Here is a 20,176-nt window from a genome sequence, read left to right on the forward strand (position 1 = left end):
ACAATTCCTCCTTCGCATTGTTTTTGGCTTACCGGTTTCCTTGATAGTTTTTCTTCTTTACCTTATTGTTGTATTATATTACTGTCTTGTTATATTTACATCGTACTAAAGGACTAGTGGCTCTAAGCATTTTGGCTATAGACTTTAGTCTATATTTTTCGCGACTTTAGTATATTTAGGACATTAGTTACGTATATCCAATGTTTAAAAAACAAAAAAGCTGCCACCAGGGTGAAATCCTGGTGGCAGCTTTTTTAAATGTGATGTTTTTAGATGTTTATAGCAGGTTATCACCACCCGGCCTGACATCATGCGGCCAGGTGACCAGATCACGTTTCCACCAAGTTTCAACGCCTTCTACAGTTCGGGCGTAACCGGCAGGTGACAATTCAGTCGGCTTGCTCCCGTATTCAAACAGCCGATCCATACTGGCGAAGAAACTGTTAAAAATCCCAGTCTGCGGTATGGTGGCTCGAATCAGATCATGCGCAAAGGCATGGTTCAACTGGTTGAAGGTGCAGTCCTGCCAGCAGGCATGGATACACCGACAATAAGCATAGTCAGCAAACCATTTCTTGACGCCAACCCGTTTATAGTCGGCGACATTGCCGTCTGAAGCAGGCAGTCGGGTCGGCAAATCCCAGGTCGGTTCAGTTTCCATGGACAGGGCACTTACTCCGTCCCCTTGCAGTTCACAATTCTCTGCACAAACCTTGCAGGTATGGCAGAACCGCGTGATGCCGGCATCAATAGGTTTCTCCTCAGGTAATTCAAGATCCGTCGCATAAATATTATGGACCTTAATAGCCATGCCGAATCTAGGGCTACAAGCATGATCGATACGACTGAGCTCTGAGCTGCCGGACAAAACACCAAAGGCTGAATTTGACGGCTGGGGAACACTGACACAATTATACCCAAGATTGGTGATGAATTTAATCATCCGGTTTTGAATGACACTGCGGTGACTGTAGCCGAAAGGATCAGCTCCACCACGACGGCCTAAAGCAGTGTCTTTCTGAACCATTGAAACTAAAATGGATTTACAGTTGCCAGCTTCCAGATCAGCCGTAGATGAATCTTTCTGGAAGAGTTTTCGGGTCTTTTCGTCAATTCTAAGAAAATGGGTTTCCGGTGAGCCCAGATAACTCATGCCAGCGCGGATGATATTAGCCGCTTCTTCCGGAGTGCCCTGCCACTTTTCGGTAGCCTCTAATTTGGTGAATTGAGATGGAGCCGTACCCAGAGTATCACTTGAACCCGCTTGCAACGCTTTGAATGGGCGTCCCCATTTCCCCTTATCAAGCTTATCAGTAATATTCGTAGCATCCGATATCGCTTTAGCTAAAAACCAAGGTGTCTGCTTAGGATTGGTAGGACCGCGCTTCCACTGGACTATCTGGTCCCAGTCAACGTCAACGGTCGGGTTATATGCTTCACGTTGTTTAACCCACCAGGCATGCCGAAAATTAGCCTCAGGCGCACCAATCAGCTCGTCCATGTCCTGGAATTGAGGCGCGACCAGAGATGCAGCGCCGATGCCGGCACCAGCCAGACCGAGACCTTTAATAAAATCTCTGCGATTTACCGTAGTATGAAATTTGGTCATTGTCTCTCTCCTAATAATTTCAATTCATTCCCGTTAAAAAACCCGCTTTCTTCCCAGGCATTCCTCCTTCACTCTATTAACCTTACCAGTATATTTACCAGCCTTTATTGTTGCCTATTATAACCTTTGCAGCATAATAAACAATACGCCAAATGGCGTATTTTTAATTATGAATAGGCAACCTATTTATTACATTTTTTTTCTTATATATCCGCTTGCCCCCTAAAAAGAAATGGGGGAGAGCATTTAAGCTCTCCCCCATTTACCCGTTTAAAGACGTGAGTTAAAAGAGTTTTATCGTTTCATAAATAGGTTGCTCATCCCCCTGGACGCAGAACACGTTGTCCAGATATTTCCGCGCCGCCGCGGCCACTTTTTCCATATCTGCAGGGGTCGGCCGCCGCCAGGGATTACAACCCGTCCTGATATAAGGCAACACTATATAGGGTATGGTTCGGTCAACACCGGCAACAAATTCTGCCATCTGTTCAGTCTCTTCAATGCCCACCAAACCCGGAATATAAACCGATTCAACAATCAGTTTCATGCCGGAGGCGTGTAATTTTTTGAAATTCTCCAATATTTTTTTATTGGACTTACCAGTGTAGGCGATATGCAAATCATCATCAATGGATTTAAGCGCAATTTCCACAGAATCAGTGTGGCTGAGATCGCCCGGCAGTTGCAACGCATTGGTCAGCAGGATATTGTGGGTCCCGAATTTTTCATGCAGAGTACGGGCGATTTCGGGATACAACGGGTCAAGCGCCGCCTCGGCACCTTCCATGACCACATGTTTGATTTCACGCCCTTCAAACAGCTTAATAACCTCATCAAATTCCAGGAATTTCGTCGGCGACGCGGTGATATCACCTGGTTCCTCATTCGCCGCCCCGATGTATTCTTTCAGCATCAGGCTGTAAATATTTTTCTGACGGTAACAGCCACGGCAAGCCAGATTACAGCCCCAGAAAAACAGCACCATCTGATGGGCTTCCGGGGAATAGGTAACATGATAAATATTGGTTGTCCGGGGCGTCACACCCACGGATTTATCAATCTGAGTGACACCGGGCAGGCCAAAACCAGCCATGGTGTTTTCACAACCGATTAATTTGTCATTCATGGGTATTTGATTTCCCTTTCAACAGGACTCCGACCCCAATACTGTCCCTCGGGATTATATTAAAACCGGTCGGCATTGTCATCTCATGCCACCTCAACAAGACCATTATTAGCTCTGAACTGCGAGCCCAAAGATCGTTCAGATGTTCACACCTGGTCTTCCCAAGGGCTTATATCTCCAACCGGTAACCGTTATCCTTAAGCCAGCGTTGGCGCTCCAAATAATCCGGACAGTACCGCTTAACCATAGACCAGAATTCACGGTCATGCCCGTGGCACTTCAAATGCGCCAGTTCGTGCACCACCAGATAATCAACCACTTCAAGCGGCGCCATAACCAGCTTCCAGTTGAAGTTCACCCCCCCGCCCGCCCCGCAGGATCCCCACCGCCGACGCGGACTGGTGATACGAATAATCGTCGGCTGACAGCCCATAATGGCGCCGTATTCAGCCACCCGCTGTCTAAATATTTCTCGCGCTTTAGCCTTGTACCATTTGATAATAACTTCCCGGGCCCGCGGCAGTGCGGTAATTGAAAGCAGCAGGCGTCCGTCAAAAACAACGTCCGGGGATGATGTCTCAACCACCTGAAGCCGGTAGCTGTGTCCCAACAACCAGAACTCTTCTCCGTCAATGAACGACCGGGGTTCCGGGCGAGGCCGCGTCAAAGCTATGGTCTGCTTACGGTCAATCCACTCGGCATGCTTCTCCACAAAGCAACGCACCTGGTCCAACGGCGTCCGCCGGGGGGCCCGGACTACCAGCGAGGCATCCGGCTTGATTTCCAGAGCCAGCGTCCGGCGTGATGAGCGGATTAACAGAAAGGTTTCGTTATGGGTCATTAAACTACAATACCAAAAAGCGGCGCGGGACTCACGTCCCGCGCCGGCAACCATCTATTCTTAAATTCTCCCGCGGGCATCAGCCGGCGGTACGCAAGGCTACAAACAGGGTGCCAGGGCCGGCGTGAGTCCCCAGCACGGCACCCAGACGCGCTTTGATAATCTGGTCCTGAGTAAAAGTACCAGCCAACAGCCCGGCCAGTTTGTCCATTTCTTCCGGAGTCGTGGTATGCCCAACGGACATATCGGCAATATCTTTGAAACTGCCGGCCCACTCCACCAGCCGCTCGATGCCCTTAACCCGACTGCGAACCTGACCGGCCGGTTGCATTTCGCCATCTTTGACAATCAGCACCGGTTTCACATTAAGCATGGAACCCACCAGTGCCTTGGCCTTACCGATACGACCGCCGGCGGCCAGATATTTCAAGGTATCAAACAAGGCTAGAACGTGAATCTCAGGGACCGCCTTTTCCACGGCCGCTTTAATTTCCGCCAGGCTGCGGCCTTCTTTAGCCATACACCCGGCCATCAACGCCAACAGTCCCAAGCCCATGCTCACTGACACGGAATCAACCACTTCAACCGAGGCTTTGCCCTCCAGCATCTGTTTAGCCTGCATGGCGGAATCGCAGGTACCGCTTAGTTTCTTGGATATGTGGATGGAGATAATTTGGTCATCGCCCTCAGCAGCCAGCTTTTCATACACCTCCAGAAAATCCTGGGGCGACGGCTGTGAGGTGTTGGGATGAATAGGATCGACCGGTAACCGGGCATAAAATTCATCCTGGGTGATACCAATCCCGTCCTTATAAACCTGTTCACCGAAGAGAACATACAACGGGACGGCAATGATACCGAGTTCTGACAGAATTGCGGGGGGCAGGTCGGCGGTGGAGTCGGTTACTACCCTGACGGCCATGTGAATCCCTCCTTTTTATCTTATCCTGAATTGGATTGATGGATTATCATATCTTGAATCATCGTTCAATGCAAAGAATTATTTTCAAGCCGCCTTATGGCGGTGAACGCCGCGTTCAGTCCACGGCAATATAACTGAAAGCCTTGAGATCTGCTAACATTGACACCCCGACCGTCGTTATGACTATATATCGGTAAAGCATGAGTAAAATGAAAGAAAAACTCCGCAGCTTCCGCCGCTGGCCGCATTTTTGGCTGGCGGTTATTATCACCGTATCTGCGCTGCTACATTTAGGGCTGATGTGGTTTCCTAATGAGCTGGTGCTGGATGAACAGTACTATATTGAGGGTGCCCGCAGTTACCTTGAAGGCGGCGCCTTGCAGCAGCCGGAACACCCCTCACTGGGCAAAGCCTTCATCACCGCCGGCGTGTGGCTGTTTGGCGACAATCAGTTCGGCTGGCGGTTCATGCCCGTGTTATTCGGTCTGGCGGCGATTCTGTTCTTTTATCTGATTTGTCGGGAACTCAAGCTGTCCCCGACAGTGACGAACATCGTTACCGCGCTTTTTGCCTTTGAAAACTCGGCCTTCCTGATGGCAAGTGTGGCCATGCTGGATATCTTTTCCATCGCACTGATGCTGGGTGGTTTCTGGGCTTACCTGGGTCGGCGATATCCGTTGGCAGCAGCGATTCTGGTGCTGGCTTTGCTCTGTAAACTGACCGCCGCTCTCGGCATCGTCGCCGTCGGTCTGCACTGGCTGTTCTTCCGGCGAGACCGGCTTCTAACAGTGGCTGCCTCCGGGCTGGTGGCGTATCTGGGCATCATGGCGCTTATCCCACTGACCGAAGTGGTACTGACAGGCACGTGGAACAACCCATTTACCCGGATAGGCGAAATTATATATATCCCCACCACCATCACTTTTGAAAATTCCAGTCACCCCTCGGCGATTCACCCCTGGCAATGGGTATTGACCTATCAGGTGATGCCCTTCTGGTGGACGCCGCAATATATCAGTGCCATCAACCCCACCATTTGGCTAGCGACGCTGCCGACCTTTTTCTTTACCGCCTGGCTGGGCCTTAGTAAAAAGCAGGAAGCCGCCTATTTTGCCGCGGCCTGGATTTTCACCACTCTTATCGTCTGGATAATCCTCGGCTTCATCACCGACCGCATCACTTACATCTTCTATTTTGCCCCGGTCGCCGGCGGTGTTGCCCTGGCCATCGGAGTATTTATGGACAAAGCTGTTAACTGGGGGCAGGAACGCGGCCGGGGCAGGCTGGTTACCCGGCTGATCGCCGTCTTTGTTATTATCCACCTGCTGTTTTTCCTGGCCTTGTCCCCGTTTACCGGTCTGTGGCCGGTTTCCGCCTGATTCGGTCTGCCAGAGAATGGTTGCGGCAGACTAAGTTTCAAGTGTTATAATGTAGGCGCCTGGTTTAATATCAGGCAGTAAATCTTTATTCTGAGGGAAGTACCGTCATAGAAGCATTTATTACATGGATGGGCGACCACGGCTGGCGAATCCTGCTGATAATCGTCGGCTCTTACTTCATCTACAAGACCCTCAAGGTTTTTGTCAGCCGCCTGGTTCAACGCTATATTGAATACCGCACCCGTACCCATCAGGCCAAGGAAGACAGCATCCGCCGGGTTAAAACCATCACCGGCATGATCGTCGGTGCGCTGGGTGTAGTCGTGGCTACCCTGGCCGGATTTATGATTCTGTCGGAATTCAATATTGATATCGGCCCGCTGATCGCCAGCGCCGGTGTGGCTGGCGTGGCTATCGGTTTCGGTGCCCAAAGCCTGATTAAGGACGCGCTCAACGGCTTGTTCATCGTGCTGGAAGACCAGTTTAATAATGGCGACGTAGTAAAAATTGCCGGCATTTCCGGCCTGGTGGAAGATCTTAATATGCGCCGGACAGTGCTGCGGGATCTTGACGGCATCGTCCATATCATCCCCAATGGGCAGATAATTACTGTTTCCAACTACACACGGGAATGGGCGCGGGTTAATCTGAACGTGCCGGTAGCCTACGCGACTGACCTGGACCGGGCGGCTGAGGTCATCAACCGGGTCGGCAAGGAACTGGCTGCCGATGCCGAATTCGGCCCGATGATAATCAGTTCTCCCCAGGTTCTGCGCATTGATAAATTTGGCGACTCCGGCATAGAAATCAAAATCTTAGGCGATGTTAAACCGATGAAGCAGTGGATGGTTACCGGAGAACTTCGCCGTCGGCTGAAAAAGGCCTTTGATCAGGAAGGCGTAGAAATACCCTTCCCTCACACCAAGCTGTTTTTTGACGATGCGCAACTGGCCAACATCGCCGGTCTGGCACGGCTGGCGGAGGTGAAAGCAACCACCACAGATAAACCAACTGATGAGTCGCCCGTAGAGTAATTATCAAACTCTGGCAACCGTAACCTGCATTTACCTCAAGCACTTATTGCCCAGCCCCAACCAAAATACCGTCCCACGTCAAGCATTTCCTCCGGGGGCTTGAAGAGTAAGGTATAATGTAAGGGTAATATTTATTCCCCTTGAGGTTATACTATGGTTGTCGCTCGTCGCCCGGAATTTCAAAGGAATGAATCCGCCACCACCGGCGGGGAGGTCAATACTCCCATCAATTTCAGCGATGCCGCTCAGGCACTGAAGATTACTAATCGCTTTTTGGAAATCGCGAACCGACATTCCACCATGCAACCGCTACTGGATGAATTCGCCGCTGAAATCAAAGCCATATGCAGTTGCGAAGCCATAGGCATCAGGGTGCTGGACAATAAGGGCAATATCCCCTACCAGTCATGTACCGGATTCAGCCCGGAGTTCTACCGTGAAGAGAGCGATATCTCCATCCATACGGAAACATGCGTCTGTCCGGACGTCATTACCGGGCTGCGCAAACCTCATCTTCTTCCATACTATACCGGTAATGGGTCCTTCTGCATGGGCAGTATTGCGCGGCACCGGGCCAACAATACTCAGTCAGTTATTACGAAACCCGGCCGCGGCGCCTGCCGCCGATCCGGTTATGACACGCTGGTACTGGTGCCCATCCGTCAGGGAGACCGTGTGCTCGGCCTCTTTCACCTGGCGGACCCCAAACCCGACATGGTGCCGGCCGAAATGGTCAGCCTGCTGGAAAAAGTGGGCCTCCAACTGGGAACGGCACTGGTCAGGGTACAGATTGAAGAGGAACTGCAGAAGTATCGTTGCCGGTTGGAAGACATGGTGCTGCAACGTACCAGCGAGTTGCAGCGGCTGAATGACAAATTGACGGCCGAAAGCGCAGAGCGTCAGAGACTGACAGAATCATTGCACCAGAGCGAAGACAAGTATCGGTCACTCTTCAACGCTGCCTCGGATGCCATTTTTGTACACTTCCCCACTTCTGATAATCATGCAGGGAAATTTGCCGAGGTCAACGAGGCAGCCTGTACGATGCTGGGCTATACCCACGAAGGAATACGACAACTCCGCCCGTCGGACATCATTGACGCCGACAAAGCCCCCATGACTCCGGAACAAGCGATTATAAAACTCAGGAAATCTGGAAAACAGTTACTGGAATCAGCTTTTATAACCAATAACGGTAACAGCCTGCCCGTGGAAATTAACCAACACCTTTTTGAATTCCAAGGGATACCGGCAGTACTCACCATCGCCCGAGATATAACCGAACGCAAAAACCTGGAAGCCGCTATGCAGGAGAGCCGGGAAAAGTTACGGCTGATGCTCAACCAAATGCCCTGCATCCTTTGGGCCATGGACACAGATTTAAGATATACATCAGCGTCGGGACTGGGTCTCAAACTGACCGGCAGAAAACCAGAAGACCTGGTGGGCAAAACTATTTTTGAGTATTCATCTTCATTTTCTGAAAATTCGCCTCTGGTAAAGGCCTTCAGGAAAACTATCAAAGGCAAATCAAACGTATGCGAACAGACCTCAATGTTGAATGATCGGACCATGCTGGTTCATATGGAGCCGATGTACGATACTCAAAACACGATTTGCGGTATTGTTGGAGTCAGCGTCGATATTACTGAAACTAAACGTACCGAAACAAGATTAAAAACGCAGGAAGAAAAAATCAACCAATTGATTAAAGCCTATATCCACGCTCAGGATGAGGAGCGGGAATGGCTGTCTCTTGAGGTCCATGACCGGGTAATCCAGCCTATGTCCGCGGTTTTCCAGCAATTACAGGGGGTTTTACCGGCTGCTGAAGAATGTTCCGGTGTCAGCCACGGCCTGAACCGCGCGATTGAACTTACCGATGAGGTTATCCGAGAAACCCGCGCCGTAATGAAAGAACTGTACCCTTCAACTTTAGGGCGCTACGGACTACCCAAAATCATCAGTGAGGAACTCAAACACATGAAGGCTGATATCGGCTGCCGGGTCAAATTTGACCTTGACTCTGGGTACATCACCGTGCCTTTAATGGAAAAAACCTTGTACCGGTTGTTTCATGAGTCCCTGCTGAATATCCGTAAATATGCCGCGGCCTCGCACGTCTCAGTCGCACTAAAGCAATCCGATGATTATGTCACCCTCCGGATTGCCGACAACGGGGTCGGCTTTGAACCTGAAAACATGCCGGATAAACCGGGCGGGCTGGCCTCCATGCGGAGGCGGACTGAGCTATTAGGCGGTACGTTTGAGATCAAGAGCCGCCCCGGCATGGGAACCATCATCATTTCCCACCTGCCTTGTAATAAACAGGTTTTGGAGACCACATAATGGAAGTAATCATTGAGCCGACCGAATGCCGTGAAAAAATCCGGGTCCTGATAATTGATGACCATGATGTGGTCAGAGAAGGACTCCGCACCGTATTGCAGAATGAAACGGATATGGAAATCGCCGGAGAGGCAGAATCTGGTCGACAGGGTGTGGAGATGACGGACAAAGTAAATCCTGACGTCATCCTTCTGGACCTCAAGATGGCCGATATGGACGGTTTTGCTACCGCCAAAGCCATCAGCACTACCCATCCTGACGCCCGAATAATCATGCTGACCGGATACGAGAGCGACCTTTACGCCGCTGAAGCAACAGAATCCGGCATCCACGGTTTCCTTGGTAAAAATACCCCTCGCAAACTGCTGCTCAACAGCATCCGGGTCGTCAATGACGGCGGCACAGTCTTCAATTACACCGACATGCTCCACGCCGATATTTCGGGCAACCCTCCGCTACCCAGTAGTTCCGGTGGTATGAATGCATCGGAAATCATACTTAAACCACGGGAACGAGAGGTTTTGGCGCATATCATCAAGGGCCTCACCAATAAGGAAATAGCCCTTAAGTTAGGACTGGCAGAAGTAACGGTCAAGAAAATCAACACCCGTCTGCTGCATAAACTAAAAGCCACCAACCGCACCCAGGCAGCGTTAAATGCCAAGCAATTGGGGATTGCCTAAATAAAACTCACTAAAAATTGCCACTGTGTTGTTCAACTTGCTTCGGATGGCATCCACGTCAAAATTCAACAACTTAAATGCAGATGGCTTGTAATATTATTTTTACTTTCCTTGTCATTATTTTATTGTTATTATTTTTACGCATATTGGCGGATATACAACACCCATATTTCGGTTTACAATGTGGCGAACTCAAAAAAATAAGAGTCAACGTGAAAGGAGAAATTACTCTCATGCCAAAGTTCCACGGTACCGTAAACAGAAGGGATTTCATGAAAGGACTTGGACTGGCTGGGGCTGGCTTAGGGGCTGCTGCCGCTGCCGCTCCTCATTTCAAAGATCTGGACGAGGTCATGGCGTCTTCAGATAATGTGGCCCCCCGGCCCTGGTGGGTGAAGACAGTTGACCAACCGGCGGTTGATGTTGACTACAGCCTGATGGAACGCTACGACCAGCGAGAAGGTGCTTTCCAGATCGGCCTTCAAAGGTATTTTGGTAATGGAGATGTTGCCAAGGGTACCATTGTTGTCAATGAACAAAATAAGCTATTCAGTGAAGCCGGGGCTAAATATTTCAACGAAGGCAAGCCTGGATATGCGTTACGAGATGTTGCTCTAACAACCGCCCGCGGTGCCATGTCCGGCGGATATAGTTTCCTGGGCCGTCAAAAAGCCGCCACACCTCAGGACCGCGGTGCCGCCAAGTGGCAGGGCACTGCCGAGGAAAATTTCCTCATGCTTCGTAATGCCGCAAAAATTTGGGGAGCAACTCATTTTAACGTTGTTGAACTTGAACCTGCGACTACCAAGAAGTTCGTCTGGGAGTGGGACCATGACGGTCGGAAAATTGAGTTTGAAGACATTGATGTCCCTTATATGACCAATGACAAAAAAGCCATACCCAATGCTATACGGTATGCTGTGGTTTTCTACGTTCCCGGTTCAATCAGAACTAACACCAGAGTGGGAGAGGCAATGGGAGACATTGCCCGCTGCTACGAGCATTTCTTCAACATGCAAAATCAGTTAATGGAGTTCATCCGGGGTTTGGGTTACCAATCCGTAGGCCAAACTTCTAATCAGTCCTTGACCACCAAAACCGGTATGGCAGTGCTGGGTGGCAGCCATGAGCAGTCCCGTATGCTCAGCGCCATCGCCCCTATTGCCGGCCCCACACCTCGCCCGGGCATGCTGTTCACTGATTTACCGCTCGCCCCTACTAAACCGATTGATGCGGGCATCCACCGTTTTTGCGCCACTTGTATGAAATGTTCACATGCTTGTCCGACCGAATCCCTTTCGTTTGAAAAAGAACCAACCTACGAAATTCTTGGCGGCTTTAACATGAAAGGTGCAAAGAGGTTCCAGGTGAATGGTGCAACATGCCGCGCTGGTGCCAACAACGGAGAGGTTAATCCCTGCCGCCTGGGCAACTGGAATACCTGCATGCGCGCCTGCACTTTCTCCAAGCTTGATGATGCCATTGTTCACGCAGCCGTGCATATGACCGTATCAACTACGTCGCTCTTTAATGGATTCTTCACTAATATGGACGAATTTTTCGGCTACAACTCACCCATAACACCTGCCGAATGGTGGACGATGGATATGCTGCCATTTGACCAGGATCTTAATCAGGGGCAGTGGTTGAAATAAGCCCCCAAGTAAGAGCGTAGCTTCAAAAAAGGCCGGGTGGCATGCCACCCGGCCTTTACATTTGCCACATCCTGGATATAACCCATAACGACTTCTCCGTCCAAACCAACGTTTTGCAAGTGTAAATATTTTATCTTTCTTTATACTTTTGTATATATACTTATGTATATTACCTTATTATACTAAATGCTTAGACATATTAGTCCTTTAGTACGATGTTTATCCATTCTACCCATGCTATAGTACCTACATGGGGGCACAGTAATGGCAAAGACCAGAAAGGCGAATGCTGAATTAAGCCAAAGGAATTGCACCATCTATGAGTATTATCGCTCACACCCGGATGTTTCTTATTCAGAGATTGCCAAGACCTATTCCATTTCCAGTCAACGGGTTCAGTTTTTGGTCCAACGCCAAATCCGCAATGAAGTCATCAAGGATAAGAATATCCTTGTGAATGAAATGCGAAAAAGGAGCGCCAATGAATAATGACTCCCGGAAGAGACCGAGTGGCAGAGGGAAAGACCTCAACCAGTAAAATAAGGAGGAATTTCTAATGTCCAAGTTTCACAGTACAGTAAGCAGAAGGGATTTTATGAAAGGCCTCGGACTAGCCGGGGCAGGTCTGGGCGCAGCTGGATTAGCAGCTCCGGCTTTCCATGACATGGATGACGTGATGAGTTCGGCGACGGCCGAAATTAAACATCCATGGTACGTCAAAAAACTAGAGCTTGAAAAACCGACGGTAGAAATTGACTGGACTATTTTTGAACGATTCGACAGGACGATAAAGTTCACTAGTCGAAAGTACCGGGAGGGACAAGGAGACGTTAGTGTAAAATACATGCAGGATCTTTTCCCAGATTATAAAGGTCCTAGTTTAAGAGATTTGGCTCTAGCAAATGCTTCTTCAGCCTCTTCCAAAGGTCGGGTATCTCCTAAATTTGATGGATCAATGGAAGGTGTTAACATTCCTACCCCGGCGAGCCAAGATATGGTCAAATGGCAAGGAACGCCGGAGGAAAACCTCAGAACACTTCGAAGCGCCTTCAGGTTTTTTGGTGCCAGTGATGTGGCTGTTGTTGAACTGACAGCCAATACTCGTAAACTTATCTATAAAAATAACGGGAAAAAGCCCTATAGTTACAAGGATGCGGATATTCCTGAGGAGACCGCCACCGAATTTATCATTCCCAATAAGACCAAATATGTCGTCTTTTTCAGCACCCTTGAAGCAACGAAACAAGCCATGCAGGCACCGGCACCAACTTGGAGTGGTTACGATCACTACAACCGAGTCACCAACCGAGTTCATTATTTCCTCGGAGCCTTGGGGTATCAGCATATTGAAGCAGGTGGTATCTCCACCTCAAACTCCTTTGCTGCCTTATCCGGTGTTGCAGAACATTCCCGAGCTGGTCACATAGCTACGTCCTACAAATACGGCAACATGCTACGCGGTATGCACCGTATTATTACGGATATGGAGCTGATGCCGACAAATCCGATTGATGCCGGAATTGCTAAATTTTGTGAAACCTGCAAAACCTGCTCCGAAAGATGTCCATATGAATGTATGGACATGGGGGAGAAATCTTGGACACACTGGGATGCTGAAGCCGAGAGCACCAAGAACTATGTACCGGGATTTAAAGGCTGGCGTACAAACGTCATCTATTGCCAGTTCTGTAAGAATTGCCATGCGCAATGTCCGTTTAATGCAGCGGATGACGCTGTCGTACACGAGTTTGTCAGAGCCACATCAGCCATCACACCTGTTTTTGATGGATTTTTCGCCACGATGCACAAATCTTTTGGCTATGGAACGAGAAATCCGAACGATTGGTGGGAAACGGACGTTCCAATTGGGCGTTGGGACCCGGCGTTCATCAAGCCGTAATCAAACGATGCACAGCTATTGGGGCAATTCGCGGAGAGAGAGGGAACTAACTTCCCTCTCTCTGGTCATTCTAAGCCCCCCAACCCCCGCCAAATACACCTCCACCCCGCCGTGCCGTAAAACCCGGAACACCTTGTCAGCCTCCGCCTTATTCCGGTGCAGGCTGTACAGTGCCGGGCCTGCACCGGAAAGATATACTCTTATCGCGCCGGCCTTGAGCATCTGCCACCGGCATTCCTGAATTTCCGGCCAAACCAGCGTGGTCACCCGGTCAAAGGCGTTCCCCAGCAATGCTGGCTCAACCGGTTGGTTTTGCACCAGGGCTTCCACCAGTTCTTCCGTCCTTGAGCCATCGCTGAAATCTTTGGCGTTCAGATTGCCGTAAAGCCAGCCGGTTTTATCGCCTTCAGCGTCCACCCTGGGAATCACAATTACCGCCCAGCCTGCGGGGTACGGCCCCAGCGGGGTCACCAGTTCGCCCCGGCCTTCAATCAGCGCCGTACCGCCGAAGAAAAAGAAGGGCACGTCGGAGCCCAGTTCCGCACCGATCTCCATCAATTGGCCTTTGCCGATTCCCAACCGCCACAACCGGTTAAATCCTTTTAAGGCCGCTGCAGCACAGGAAGAATCCCCCCCCAACCCGGACATGAGCGGAATCCGCTTTTTAAGCCGGACGCGGGCGCCGGCATCAATGTCGTATCTGGACTTGAGCAGTCGGGCCGCCCGGGAAATCAGACTCTTTTCACCGTCCCAGCCAGGCATATCGGCGCTGAAATCCAGTTCGGCGGCGGGGCTGAAATCCAGTTCATCGGCCAGTCCGATCGTCTGCACCACACTTTTGATATTGTGATAGCCGTCAGGACGCTTACCCAGCACCTCCAGCGACAGATTGATTTTGGCCGGAGCCATAATCTTAAACATGTCGCTCATCCTGAGCCTTCGTCAGTTTCAGCCATTCCTCAATAGTCAGGGTTTCCGCCCGTCGGGCCGGGTCAACACCCGCCAGTTGCAGCAGCTCCAGCACTTCAGCCTTTTCCAGCTTGAGCCCACCGGCCAGAGCATTGGCCAGTTGCTTGCGCCGGGTACCAAACCCCGCTCTGGCCAGGGTAAAAAACAGTTTTTCCTGTTCCGGAGACAGTTCCCGCTGCTCTTTCACGCTGATGTGTAAAATAGCCGAATCAACCTTTGGCGCCGGATGAAAGCACCCGGCAGCCACATACCCGACAATCTTCGGCCGGCCGAAAAACTGGACCCCCAGCGCCAGCAAACTCATTTCCGGAGGACTGGCGGTAATCTGCCGGGCAACTTCCTTCTGAACCATCACCGTCAGACTCAATGGCTGGTGTGCCCCCTCCAAAAAGTGCCGCAGCACCGGCGAAGTAATGTAATAGGGCAAATTGGCCACCACTTTATAGGGGGCCTGTCCCACCAAATCCGCCACTGGGGTTTCTAAGATATCACCGGAGATAATCTCAACGTTTGTCTTGTCACCCAATGTTTCCCGGAGCAGTCCAGCCAAGCCTCGGTCCAGTTCCACGGCGATGACCTTTCCGGCCTGGGCCGCCAGCGCACGGGTTAAAACCCCCAGTCCGGGGCCGACCTCAATAACGGTCTCCACCGGCCCGACGTCCGCCGCCCGAACAATCTTCTCCAGCACCCCCCGGTCAATCAGGAAGTTCTGACCCAGACTTTTGCGGGCTGCCAGACCATACCGCTCCAGCAAAGAGCGGGTCTCAGCCATCAATGATTGTTGATGAGGCAGACTTTTATCCACAGTTAATGTCTATCCTAAACTCACCGGCCATGGTATTAAAGTTCCTTTGGTTTCATAAATACCGGATGTTACAGCCCATAAATGCGCCCATCTGGTCATTATTATTGCCCTCGTTCCAGGCGGGAAATCAACCGGTACGGCAGGTTATAAGATACCATCTTACGCTGTACCGCGGCGACATCGTAATCCAGCCGCCTCAGCGTGATCAGGTTTTTATCAGTATCATAAATAATATAAGCCGCCCGCGGGTCGCCGTCGCGCGGCTGGCCGACACTGCCGGGGTTGAAGAAAAAGCGGCCATTCCCTATATTTAACGGCACATCCGGCGCCAGCGGCGTATATTCAACCCGGTCATCGTCACTCAACGCAAAAACCAACGGCAGGTGAGAGTGCCCTACCGCGCCGTGACGAGTCAGCAACACTCTGAAGTTCTGCCGGGCGGCGGCTTCCGTGGTCAGGTACTCAGAAACTGGTTGCCGCGGGCTGCCGTGAGCCAGCGTGAAATCCCGACATTCCAGTAATGTCGGTAAAGCGCTGAGATAGGCAATCTCCTCTGCGTCAATCTGTTCCGCCGTCCAATTAACCGCGGCGGCGGCTTCAGGATGAAAATTGAACGACAGCCTGCCGGCTTCTACCGCCGCCAGGTCATGATTGCCGGCCACGACCAACCCCGGCAGATCCCGTACCAAGGCGATACAGCTATGGGGATCCGGCCCGTAGCCGATGATATCACCCAGTACCCAGAACTCATCAACACCGCCCCGGCGTTCCGTATCAGCCAGCACGGCGCTCAGCGCTTCCAGATTAGAATGAATGTCGGCCAGTACCGCATAACGCATGTGCCCCCATAATATCATAAGAATAGTGAACCAGCATTCATTTTCAGAGTTATTACCGCGTATTTTTAAGTACCCGTTTAAAATAAATTAAGTATATTTACGAATTCCGCCATTGGCATCCGAGTAATAGAATGAGAGCTCTGAGTCAGGTCTGTGTTCTGAGAATGGCCAGATTTTCAAAATTAAAGAGGGGGAACCAAACAAATGAGTAAATTCCATTCCACCATATCCCGCAGAGATTTCATGAAAGCATTGGGGATTACCGGGGCCGGTCTGGGAGCCGCCTCCTTGCTCAGCCCCCAGTTTCAGGATCTGGACGATATGATTTCAGCCAGCGCATCCCAAAACCAATACCCCTGGTGGGTCAGGCGGGTTGACGAGCCTACAGTAGAAGTAGATTGGACCATGAAGTCCCGCTGGAGTGAGGTCAATACGCTTCGTGGCTCAAGTTTCTATATGAATTCATACATTACTCCGGAGGAGCAGAACGCCAGACAGGCCCAACAGGCCGCGTGGCATCAGCAATGGCTGGAAGAAAACAAACCCGGGTGGGCTTTACGAGACCGGGCGTTCTCCGGAGCGGCGGATGAGGGCGGCGTTTCCAACACTTTCATGGGAACAAAACGAGTCGCCGGTCCGGAAGACCTGGGTGTGCCAAAATACTCGGGGACCCCGGAGGAGAATTCGCGTCTGATACGAAGCGCTTTACGCTTTTTCGGTTGTATGAGCGTAGGTTTCGTAGAACTGGATCCATTGACAACCGAAAAATTCATCTACTCGTATGAACCGGGCGGACGTCGCCAAATCACCTGGAAAGCAGACGGGCCTTTTGAAACCGCCACAGAACACGCTCATCCGCTGGATGCCCGGAATGTGATTGTCATGGTCAACCAGGAGAACCATGAATTGTGGAAACGCTCCAATACCTTGTTACAAGTCCAGATTCGTTACCAGCGGGCGGCTAACATCCAGGAAAGGGTTCAGAACTTCCTCGGCGGTCTCGGATACTGGGCTTTGTCCGAGGGAGGAAATGGCACCGGTAACGCACCGGCTTTATCTATCATGGCCGGTTTGGGCGAGTTAGGCCGAATCCAGCGGACCATCACACCAGAATGGGGCCCGACTGTCGGTATTTTCCGTTACATTACCGATATGCCGGTTGAGGCAGGAAAGCCGATTGACGCCGGTTTCTGGCGCTTCTGCTTTACCTGTAAGAAATGTGCCGAGGCTTGTGGTGAGGGCGCCTTAAGCCTGGCAGATGAACCGACGTGGGATCCCTCGGAAAACGCCACCCCCTATACACCGGTAACCGGCCATGATCCGGCTGACCGCCCCGGAGCCCTCCCCGCTCAGCCCGGCGGCTGGCACCAGGGTGGCGCCAAGGTCTTCTATGAAGACTCACGCAAATGCCGGGCATGGAAGATGCACGCCAATACCTGTAACTCAGGCCGCTGTCACGGCGTCTGTACTTTCACTAAACACCACTATGCCTCTATCCATGAAACCGTCCTGGCGGTTCAGTCGGCAACACCTATTTTCAATTCATTCTTCAAGGAGATGGATGATCTGATGGGTTACGGCCTAGCAGGTTGGGCGCACGACGATTATTCCGCACCAGATGATAAACGGACCAGTGCGGTGGATGAATTTTGGAACTATCAGCTCCCAGTGTACGGCATTGATACGTCAGTGGGCCAGAGCTACCAATAAACATATCCCATCATTCGCCAACCGGAGGGGGTGCAGCACTGCACCCCCTCCGGATATTTAAGCCCAAACCGGCAAGGATGACCATGTCGGTCATCCTGTGCTATAATCAATGCACTTTGAACCCGTGACACACTGATTAACACATCTCTTCACTCCGCCTGGGACACCCGGTGGAGCTTCTTTTATTCACCATTGATTTTTAATTTCCAGGGGCTGTCGTGATTTCCAATATTGAAGAAGACAAAACAAATTTAACGCCGTTTCAAAAAGAGGTGGCCCGGCGGCGCACCTTCGCCATCATTTCGCACCCGGACGCCGGTAAAACCACCCTCACGGAGAAGTTCCTGCTTTACGCCGGTGCCTTGGCCTTGGCCGGTTCGGTGCGGGCACGCTCCAGTCAGCAGCATACCGCATCAGACTGGATGAGTATGGAAAAACAGCGGGGTATCTCCATCTCCGCCACCGCCCTGGAAATGGAATATCAGGGCTTTCATATCAATCTGCTGGATACCCCCGGCCATCAGGATTTTTCTGAAGATACCTACCGCACGCTGATGGCGGTTGACAGTGCGGTCATGGTGCTGGACAGCGCCAAGGGTATTGAACCGCAGACTGAGAAACTCTTCAAGGTCTGCCGGATGCGGGGCATCCCGATTCTGAGCTTCATCAACAAGCTGGACCATCCCGGCCGGGACCCGCTGGAACTGCTGGATGAAATTGAACGGCTGCTGGGCATTACCGCCGTGCCGATGAACTGGCCGGTCGGGCAGGCACCGGACTTTAAAGGGGTTTATGACCTCAATGACCACCGGCTGCGCCTGTTCCAGCGGACGGAAGGCAACAAGTTCCGGGTGCCGGTACGGCTGTCCGGCATGGATGACCCTTCGTTACCTGCTTTAATCGGTGAAGCCACCCACCGACAGCTGACCGAAGAAATCGCTTTGCTTGCCGGAGTGGTCAGTAAGTTTGACCGGGCGCGTTTCCTGGCCGGTGAAATGACGCCGGTTTATTTCGGCAGCGCCTTAAATAATTTCGGCGTAGAGCCATTTTTAGAGGCGGTGCTGGAGCTGGCGCCGCCGCCGTCTATCCGTCATACCGAACAGGGTATTATTGACCCGATCAGCGAAGATTTTCGCGGTTTCGTTTTCAAACTCCAGGCTAATATTGACCCGCGGCACCGGGACCGCATGGCCTTCGTCCGGGTCTGTTCCGGACATTTCAAAAAAGATATGCAGGTGCTGAATCCACGTTTAAAGCAGCAGATACGCCTTTCGCGGTCCTTCCGCCTATTCGGTCGGGAACGGGAAACAGTTGAGGAAGCCTTCCCCGGCGACGTCATCGGCATCATCAGCCCCGGCCAGTTGACCATCGGCGATACCGTCACCACCGGCAAACCTATTGATTACGCCCGGATACCCACCTTCCCGCCGGAACATTTCGGACTATTGTTCAATGATGATGTCACCCGCTACAAACAGTTCAACAAAGGCCTGGAACAGTTGGAAGAAGAAGGCGCAATCCAGATCTTCTTTGCAGAAGATTCGCTCAAACGGGAGCCGATCATGGCTGCCGTCGGCGAACTCCAGTTTGATGTGGTAATGGCGCGGCTGAAAGATGAGTACGGCGTTGAAGCCCGGCTATCCCGGCTGGGTTTTACCGGAGCCCGGTGGGCAAGAAACAGCAAATCCGAGCGGCTCGCCCTACCCCGAAGCGTCCGGCGTTGCCGGGATCGCCACGGTGAAACGGTCATCCTGTTCAATTCTGAATGGGAACTGGACTATATCCGCCGGGAGAACCCGGGCCTGACGCTGGCGGAGATGGTCTGAACGGTGGCAGGATTGTTTATTCTTATTGACCCAAGCCCCGTTGGTGCTTATAATAGCCTGACGTGATGTTATTGCGTCGCAAAATATGATTGAATATCAAACTTTACTGGTTCCGGTGGCTGGACGTCCCGAGGATGAGGATGCCCTGGAGCTGGCCTGCAATCTGGCCAGGTGCGCCGGTAATCCCCGGGTGGTGGTGACCCACGTCATTTCAGTTGACCGATCACTGCCGCTGGATGCCGAGCTTGACGCTGAAATCGCCCGCGCCGAAGGCGTGTTGTCGCGGTTTGAAAATCTGGCCCAAAAATTCAACATCCGGATTGAAACCAACCTGCTGCAGGCCCGCTCGGTCGGGCCGGCCATCGTTGATGAAGCGGTGGAACAGAAAGCCGACGCCATCATCATCGGTTCAGGCTACAAGACCCACTTCGGAGAATTCTGCCTCGGCGAAGTGGTGCCGTATGTCCTTCAAAACGCCCCGTGCCGGGTAATTCTGGACCACCGGCCCCAGTTCCTGTAAGGAGTTTCG

At 51.5% G+C, this 20,176-nt stretch carries 17 protein-coding genes; 10 read left to right on the top strand and 7 right to left on the bottom strand.

Annotation, left to right across the window (positions count from 1 at the left end; all coding sequences use genetic code 11):
• Nucleotides 1–277: 277 nt before the first annotated feature.
• The 4 genes from V8247_RS02505 to V8247_RS02520 form a co-directional block, all read right to left on the bottom strand.
• The gene (locus tag V8247_RS02505) at nucleotides 278–1,609 is read right to left on the bottom strand and encodes a reductive dehalogenase (RefSeq protein ID WP_338738441.1); all 1,332 of its coding nucleotides are present in this window, start codon (nucleotides 1,607–1,609) and stop codon (nucleotides 278–280) included.
• Nucleotides 1,610–1,892: 283 nt separating this feature from the next.
• The gene (locus tag V8247_RS02510; RefSeq protein ID WP_338738443.1) at nucleotides 1,893–2,735 is read right to left on the bottom strand and encodes a radical SAM protein; all 843 of its coding nucleotides are present in this window, start codon (nucleotides 2,733–2,735) and stop codon (nucleotides 1,893–1,895) included.
• Nucleotides 2,736–2,904: 169 nt separating this feature from the next.
• Nucleotides 2,905–3,576 (bottom strand): SprT family zinc-dependent metalloprotease, encoded by a 672-nt coding sequence (locus tag V8247_RS02515; protein ID WP_338738445.1) that lies wholly within the window; start codon nucleotides 3,574–3,576, stop codon nucleotides 2,905–2,907.
• Nucleotides 3,577–3,655: 79 nt separating this feature from the next.
• Nucleotides 3,656–4,498: a DegV family protein gene (locus tag V8247_RS02520; protein WP_338738447.1), complete on the bottom strand. Its 843-nt coding sequence runs from the start codon at nucleotides 4,496–4,498 to the stop codon at nucleotides 3,656–3,658.
• A 209-nt stretch (nucleotides 4,499–4,707) separates the two neighbouring features.
• Between V8247_RS02520 and V8247_RS02525 the strand changes: the two genes are divergently transcribed.
• The 7 genes from V8247_RS02525 to V8247_RS02555 all read left to right on the top strand — a co-directional run bounded on the left by V8247_RS02525 (nucleotide 4,708) and on the right by V8247_RS02555 (nucleotide 13,498).
• Complete coding sequence (locus V8247_RS02525; protein WP_338738449.1) at nucleotides 4,708–5,877, top strand: phospholipid carrier-dependent glycosyltransferase; 1,170 nt, start codon at nucleotides 4,708–4,710, stop codon at nucleotides 5,875–5,877.
• Between the two features lie 128 nt (nucleotides 5,878–6,005).
• Nucleotides 6,006–6,911: a mechanosensitive ion channel family protein gene (locus V8247_RS02530; protein WP_338738451.1), complete on the top strand. Its 906-nt coding sequence runs from the start codon at nucleotides 6,006–6,008 to the stop codon at nucleotides 6,909–6,911.
• A 153-nt stretch (nucleotides 6,912–7,064) separates the two neighbouring features.
• A complete protein-coding gene (locus V8247_RS02535; RefSeq protein ID WP_338738453.1) occupies nucleotides 7,065–9,260 on the top strand; it encodes a PAS domain S-box protein in 2,196 nt (731 codons plus the stop codon).
• A complete protein-coding gene (locus V8247_RS02540; RefSeq protein WP_338738455.1) occupies nucleotides 9,260–9,943 on the top strand; it encodes a response regulator transcription factor in 684 nt (227 codons plus the stop codon). Before V8247_RS02535 ends, V8247_RS02540 begins: the two co-directional genes overlap by 1 nt.
• 233 nt (nucleotides 9,944–10,176) lie before the next feature.
• Nucleotides 10,177–11,598 carry a reductive dehalogenase gene (locus tag V8247_RS02545; protein ID WP_338738457.1) on the top strand — a complete coding sequence of 474 codons (1,422 nt, stop codon included), beginning with the start codon at nucleotides 10,177–10,179 and terminating at the stop codon, nucleotides 11,596–11,598.
• Nucleotides 11,599–11,862: 264 nt separating this feature from the next.
• Entirely contained in the window at nucleotides 11,863–12,087 is a 225-nt protein-coding gene (locus V8247_RS02550) for a hypothetical protein (protein ID WP_338738460.1), read from the top strand.
• Nucleotides 12,088–12,154: 67 nt separating this feature from the next.
• Complete coding sequence (locus tag V8247_RS02555; RefSeq protein ID WP_338738462.1) at nucleotides 12,155–13,498, top strand: reductive dehalogenase; 1,344 nt, start codon at nucleotides 12,155–12,157, stop codon at nucleotides 13,496–13,498.
• 15 nt (nucleotides 13,499–13,513) lie between these two features.
• Here the strand turns inward: V8247_RS02555 and ispE are convergent, their stop codons facing one another.
• From ispE to V8247_RS02570, 3 genes are all read right to left on the bottom strand, one after another.
• Nucleotides 13,514–14,419 (bottom strand): 4-(cytidine 5'-diphospho)-2-C-methyl-D-erythritol kinase, encoded by a 906-nt coding sequence (gene ispE, locus V8247_RS02560; protein ID WP_338738464.1) that lies wholly within the window; start codon nucleotides 14,417–14,419, stop codon nucleotides 13,514–13,516.
• On the bottom strand, nucleotides 14,412–15,272 hold the full coding sequence (rsmA, locus tag V8247_RS02565; RefSeq protein ID WP_375340872.1) for a 16S rRNA (adenine(1518)-N(6)/adenine(1519)-N(6))-dimethyltransferase RsmA: 861 nt from the start codon (nucleotides 15,270–15,272) through the stop codon (nucleotides 14,412–14,414). Before rsmA ends, ispE begins: the two co-directional genes overlap by 8 nt.
• A gap of 101 nt (nucleotides 15,273–15,373) precedes the next feature.
• Complete coding sequence (locus tag V8247_RS02570) at nucleotides 15,374–16,111, bottom strand: metallophosphoesterase family protein (RefSeq protein ID WP_338738466.1); 738 nt, start codon at nucleotides 16,109–16,111, stop codon at nucleotides 15,374–15,376.
• A gap of 204 nt (nucleotides 16,112–16,315) precedes the next feature.
• Between V8247_RS02570 and V8247_RS02575 the strand changes: the two genes are divergently transcribed.
• From V8247_RS02575 to V8247_RS02585, 3 genes are all read left to right on the top strand, one after another.
• Nucleotides 16,316–17,821 (top strand): reductive dehalogenase, encoded by a 1,506-nt coding sequence (locus V8247_RS02575; protein WP_338738468.1) that lies wholly within the window; start codon nucleotides 16,316–16,318, stop codon nucleotides 17,819–17,821.
• 218 nt (nucleotides 17,822–18,039) lie between these two features.
• Nucleotides 18,040–19,647, top strand: coding sequence for a peptide chain release factor 3 (locus V8247_RS02580; RefSeq protein ID WP_338738470.1), 1,608 nt, complete (start codon nucleotides 18,040–18,042; stop codon nucleotides 19,645–19,647).
• Nucleotides 19,648–19,732: 85 nt separating this feature from the next.
• Nucleotides 19,733–20,167: a universal stress protein gene (locus V8247_RS02585; RefSeq protein ID WP_338738471.1), complete on the top strand. Its 435-nt coding sequence runs from the start codon at nucleotides 19,733–19,735 to the stop codon at nucleotides 20,165–20,167.
• Nucleotides 20,168–20,176: the final 9 nt, after the last annotated feature.

It is taken from the genome of Dehalogenimonas sp. W, from assembly GCF_037094495.1.
Lineage (GTDB): Bacteria > Chloroflexota > Dehalococcoidia > Dehalococcoidales > Dehalococcoidaceae > Dehalogenimonas > Dehalogenimonas loeffleri.